We start from the raw sequence: 5432 nt of genomic DNA, 5'->3' as shown, positions 1-5432 counted from the left end.
GTGGCGGTCAGGCCGATATCGGCCCACAGCGCTTCGGCCTCGCGGGCGGCGGTCTGGTGGGCGGGGCTGAGGTGCTGCCAGCGTTGGTAGTCCAGGCGCTGACGAGCGCTGGCGTCGCCAGAATGCAGCAGCGTTTGCCACTCAATGGCTTGATCGTCGAGGTCGTCAGAGGAGGGCGTTGAAGGCATTGCGGCGGGCTCAGGCATGGTTGTGTTTGAGCCAGTCACGGCAATGGCGCAACGCCTGGCCGATGTATTTTGCCACCATACTTGGCGACACGCCCAGTTCTGCCGCGATCTGCGCTTGGGTCATGCCATCGATACGGCTCAGCAACAACGCCTTGCGAGCATTAGGTGAGAGCTGTTGCAGGGCCTCATCCAAAATGCCGATGCGCTCTTTGGCCAGCAATAAGCCTTCTGGCGGCAACCCCGGGTCGGCGATGTCGATGGACGGCGGCTCGGCGCTCAGATTACGGGTCTGGCGCTGATCAACCCGCAGCGCATCAATGGCCAAATTACCCGCCACCTTGAAAATAAAGTGCCGATCATTCAGCACCGTGACCGTATCAGGGTCGATCTTCGCCAGCTTGATCCAGGTTTCCTGTGCCACATCCGCCGCCCGATGCCGATCACGCAGGCGCCGCGTCAGGAACGACAACAGATCGTCGTAATGCTCCTGAAAGCTGGCCAGCAACGTTGAAGGGGAGGGCGAAGGCATGAACGGAAAGCCCGGACGAGAAAGGGTCATAAATGAGAAGCCGTATCATTCACGATTGCGTCCGCCAACGCAACGCCAACACACCGGCCCCCCCCTGTAGGAGCGAGCTTGCCTCGCGATCTCTTGATCTGGCTTTTGCCCCAAGAGCCTTCTCACCCGTAATAGCCTCTTGCCTCTACCTGCGCAAATGATAAAGAATATCAACCTCATTTAAATCGAGCAGCGCAGGCGCCATGGCCTCTGAAACCGAACTGGAGCGATGGTATGCCGAGTGCGCGCCGCGTCTGCGGCGCTTTCTGCTATTAAAAACACGCCAGCCCGAACTGGCGGACGACCTCACCCAAGAGTGTTTTACCCGCCTGGCCATGCGCGAGAGTGAAGAGCGCCTGCAAGAGCCCATGGCGTTCCTGTTTACCATGGCCAGCCGTCTGGTCATTGACCATCGGCGCAGCCATCAACAGACCCGCACCGACAGCGTCCCTCTGGAAACCCTGCACGACGTCGTCGACCCGATGCCCGGCCCGGACATGCGCGCCCAGGCCCAGCAAGACATGCAACGCCTGTTGCAGGCGATGGCCGCGCTGCCCCTGCGCACGCGTCAGGTGTTCCAATTGTGTCGGTTCGAAGGCATGAGTTATCAACAGGCTGCCGAACATTTGGCGATTTCCACCAGCTCCGTGCAGAAGCATCTGGCCATGGCCGTCAGCTTCGTCGCGCAAAAAATGGAGCATCGCGGATGAAAACCCTGCACCGTATGCGTGTTTATTTACCGGATATGGCTGCCTTGCCCGTCATATTCCCTATACGCCCAAAAAAGAGAACATCCTGTGATGACGCCTGACGCCACTGCTGAGCGAATCCGCCAGCAGGCCGCTGACTGGGCCGTACGCCAACGCATGGAGCGGCTGGATGCGCAACAAATGGACGCGCTGGAGCGTTGGCTGGACGCCGACCCGGCCCATGCCGATGCTCTGGCCGACGCTGAAATGCTCTGGGAGATGGCTGAAACCCTGCGCGCCAATCCGCTGTTTGCCACCCCCGTCCCTGTGGCGCGGGCCACCCGTGTGCGGCGCTTCCTGCGCGGCCTGTTCACCTGGGAGCCGCGGATGCCCGTGCGCTGGGCGGGCGTTGCAGGCCTGTTGCTGGTGGTGATGCTGGCCGTAAACAGTCGTGACACACTGGCCCCATTGATGGCCCATTACCGCACCGGCACTGGCGAGGTTCGCACCTTGACCCTCGCAGATGGCAGCCAAGTGCTGCTCGGCTCGCGCAGCGCCCTGGACGTCGATTACGACGGCCATGAACGCCGCGTGCGACTGATCCAGGGCGAGGCATTGTTCAGCCCGGCGCCGCGTCAGGGCGAAGAAAAACGTGCGTTCGTCGTCGAAGCTTCCGGCGGTCGAACCCAAGCATTGGGCACGCGCTTTTTGGTGCAACGACAAGACAGCGACAACGCCTGGGTCGGCGTGCTGCAACACAGCGTCAACGTCAGCCTGCAACAGCCCCAGAGCGAGCTGGCGCTGAGTGAGGGCCAAGCCGCCCGCTACCAACGCGGTCAGGGCATCGTCGCCCTCAACGACGACCCGACACAGCGCGCCGACTGGGCGCAGGGCGTGCTGATCTTTCGCAATGTGCCCCTCGATCAGGTGCTGCAACGCTTCTCGGACTTTCGCCCCGGCCTGCTCAAACTGGTCGCCAGCGAGCAGGCGCACACCCCGGTCAGCGGCTTGTTCCACCTCGACAACCTCGATGCCGCCATCCGTACCCTGGCAGCCGAACGCCAGCTTCAGGTCGCCCAACTGGCAGGCGTGACCGTGCTGTATTAAGCCCCGACCACGGGCTGGAAATTATTTTTACCTAGGGTGTGCGACCATCCGTCAATGCTAATGCAGATGCAATTCATTAGCATTCAAGGAGTGGTTAAGGATGAACGTAGAACGACCGATCCCCAGTCGTCTGGGACGGGCTATAGGCATGGCCATTATGCTGCTTGGCGCGGTATCGACAGGCCAGGTGGCCGCTCAGCAAAGCACGGCAACAGGGGCGCCGGGCAAGGTGGCCACGCTCGACAGCGTTCGTCCGTTCAACGTGCCCGCTCAGCCACTGGACACCGCCATCTACGCCTTGGCCGCTCAAGCCGGGATCGATCTGCTGGTCGGCGACGCACAGCTGCAAGGCCGCACGGGCCACGCCGTGCAGGGCAACTACAGCATCGCCGCGGCCCTGAGCCAGTTGCTCGACGGCAGCGGCATCCGCTTCGAACACAACCAGGCCCAAGGCAGCAAACGCCCGTCCGTGCAGTTGTTCCAACTGCCGGTGCACGAAGGCAATGTGCTGAGCTTGTCGGCCACCCAAGTCAACGCCGCGCACCCTGGGGACTGGGTCTACCAGGCGCCGCGTTCGGTCAACGTGGTCAGCCGCGAACAACTGGACCGCAACCCGCCACGCCACGCCGCCGACATGCTCGAAGAAACCACCGGCGTGTACTCGGCGGTCAGTCAGCAAGACCCCGGTTTGTCCGTCAACATTCGCGGCATTCAGGACTATGGCCGGGTCAACATGTCGGTCGACGGCATGCGCCAGAACTATCAACAAAGCGGCCACCAGCAACGCAACGGCACGCTGTATGTCGACCCCGATTTGCTCTCCCAGGTCGTGATTGAAAAGGGCGCCACGTCCACCATGGGCGGCGCGGGCGTAATTGGCGGTATTGCCAACTTCCGCACCCTCGAAGCGTCGGACCTGCTCACCGATGGCAAAGAAATCGGCGGCCGTATCCGCGCCACCACAGGCCTGGGCGGGCTGGGCAATGGCACCCACTTTATCGGCAGCTCGGCCTTTGCCATCGGCGGCGAAGTCTGGGACATGCTGGTGGCCGCGAGCGAGCGCCATCTGGGCGACTATGACCCAGGCACCAAAGGCTCCATCGGCGAACTGCGCACAGGCTCTGCCGCCCACCCGGAAAACGCCACCCGCCTTAAAAACTCCCCGGTGGAATACTCAGGCTCGGTGATGCGCTCACGCCTGATCAAACTCGGCCTCAACCTGCCACAAGACCAGCGCTTGCAACTCAGCTACCTGGTGACCAACGTCAACTACACCGACGCCAACATGATGAACGTCGAGAAGGCCGACCTCTGGGACAAACTCGGCAGCAACAGCGTCAGGGCGCAGAACCTGGCGCTGGACTACAGCTACACACCGGACAACCCGCTGATCGACTTCAAGGCCAAGGTCTACCACGTCGACAACCGCAACCAACAGAGCACCCTGGCGCGCGGTATCAGCCCTGGCTACAAGGTCACCTACCAGACCGACACCTACGGCCTGCAAGCGCAGAACACCTCGCTGTTTGCACTGGGTGAACGCTCCATCATCAAAGCCAACTACGGGCTGGAGTTCTTCTACGACAAAGTGCGCCCCAACTCGACCCAAGCCGTGGCTGAAGGCGCCGTGCTCGATACCCCGGACTCAGAAAACATGACACCCAAGGGCGATCGTGGCGTGGCCAGCCTGTTCACGCGTCTGGATTACGACTACGACGACTGGTTCAACGTGAACGCGGGCTTGCGCTACGACCGTTACCGGCTGCGCGGCAAAACCGGCCTTGAAACCCGCACGTTCGTGATTGGCACCACCAAGCAGATCGGCGAGTCGGTGCACTACGATGTTGACGAAGAGCAAGGCCGCTTCTCGCCCACCTTCGACCTATCGGTCAAGCCGGGCCTGGACTGGATGCAACTGTTCGCCACTTACGGCAAGGGCTGGCGCCCACCGGCCGTGACCGAAACCATGATCAGCGGGCGGCCCCATGGCGGGGGTGCAGAATTCACCTACCCCAACCCGTTCCTCAAGCCAGAGACCTCGACCACCTGGGAAGTGGGCGTCAACGTCTTCAAAGACAGCCTGTTCCTGGACGGCGACCGCATAGGCGCCAAAGTGTCGTACTTTGACACCCGGGTCGACGACTTCATCTTCATGAACATGGCCTTGCAAAAGCCGGGTTATGGCATGGCCAGCCTGGGCAACAGCGCCTACGTCAACAACCTCAAAGAAACCCGCTTCAAGGGCATTGAGTACCAGTTGGACTACGACGCGGGCCGCGCCTATGGCCAGTTCAACTACACGCATATGATCGGCACCAACGACTACTGCAGCAAAACCGCCTGGCTGGGCGGCGTCACCAAAATCGTCAAAAAACCCGGCAGCCGTCAGCCGGTAGACGCCATGATCCCTGATGACATCGCCAACGGCTCCTCGCATTGCGGCGCCATCCTCGGTTCTGCCGAACACATGCCGATGGACCGCGGCACCCTCACCTTGGGCGCGCGCTTCTTCGAGCGCAAACTGGATATCGGCGCCCGCGCCCGTTACAGCGGCGGCTACTCCATCGCCGGCGGCCCGGACGTGACCGTCTCCCAGGGCGGCGTTTACCCGGCAGACTGGAAGCCCTACACCGTCTACGACCTGTACGGCAGCTACCGGGTCAACGACCAATTAAACCTGCGTGTGGCCATGGAAAACGTCACCGACCGCGCCTACCTCGTCCCGCTGGGCGACGTACTGGCCTTCACCCTGGGCCGTGGGCGAACCCTGCAAGGCAGTGTCGAATACCAGTTCTAATCTTCACCCCTCCCCCTGTAGGAGGGGCCGCCCCGTCTTCGACGCCGCGCTGTCGCGCAGCAAACTGGGTCTAGAGTTGAAGAGCGCGCGCG

Annotated in this window: 5 protein-coding genes; 3 read left to right on the top strand and 2 right to left on the bottom strand. The window is 62.1% G+C overall.

From position 1 onward, the window contains the following. A partial coding sequence (locus tag GHO41_RS28395) for a DUF4880 domain-containing protein (RefSeq protein ID WP_153435272.1) occupies positions 1 to 188 on the bottom strand: 188 nt, incomplete at its 3' end. A 10-nt stretch (positions 189 to 198) separates the two neighbouring features. Further along, positions 199 to 747, bottom strand: a complete 549-nt coding sequence (locus GHO41_RS28390) for an RNA polymerase sigma factor (protein WP_227024808.1) — start codon at positions 745 to 747, stop codon at positions 199 to 201. A gap of 203 nt (positions 748 to 950) precedes the next feature. On the opposite strand from GHO41_RS28390, the gene GHO41_RS28385 reads away from it, so the two are divergent. The 3 genes from GHO41_RS28385 to GHO41_RS28375 all read left to right on the top strand — a co-directional run bounded on the left by GHO41_RS28385 (position 951) and on the right by GHO41_RS28375 (position 5340). Continuing rightward, the gene (locus tag GHO41_RS28385) at positions 951 to 1457 is read left to right on the top strand and encodes an RNA polymerase sigma factor (protein WP_153435271.1); all 507 of its coding nucleotides are present in this window, start codon (positions 951 to 953) and stop codon (positions 1455 to 1457) included. Between the two features lie 90 nt (positions 1458 to 1547). Then, positions 1548 to 2543 (top strand): FecR domain-containing protein, encoded by a 996-nt coding sequence (locus tag GHO41_RS28380; protein ID WP_256678885.1) that lies wholly within the window; start codon positions 1548 to 1550, stop codon positions 2541 to 2543. 100 nt (positions 2544 to 2643) lie between these two features. Continuing rightward, the gene (locus tag GHO41_RS28375) at positions 2644 to 5340 is read left to right on the top strand and encodes a TonB-dependent receptor (protein ID WP_218580285.1); all 2697 of its coding nucleotides are present in this window, start codon (positions 2644 to 2646) and stop codon (positions 5338 to 5340) included. The last annotated feature ends 92 nt before the right edge of the window (positions 5341 to 5432 follow it).

The organism is Pseudomonas sp. FSL R10-0399, assembly GCF_009600165.1.
GTDB classification, from domain to species: Bacteria; Pseudomonadota; Gammaproteobacteria; order Pseudomonadales; family Pseudomonadaceae; genus Aquipseudomonas; species Aquipseudomonas helleri.
This window is presented reverse-complemented; position numbering and strand designations above follow the sequence as displayed.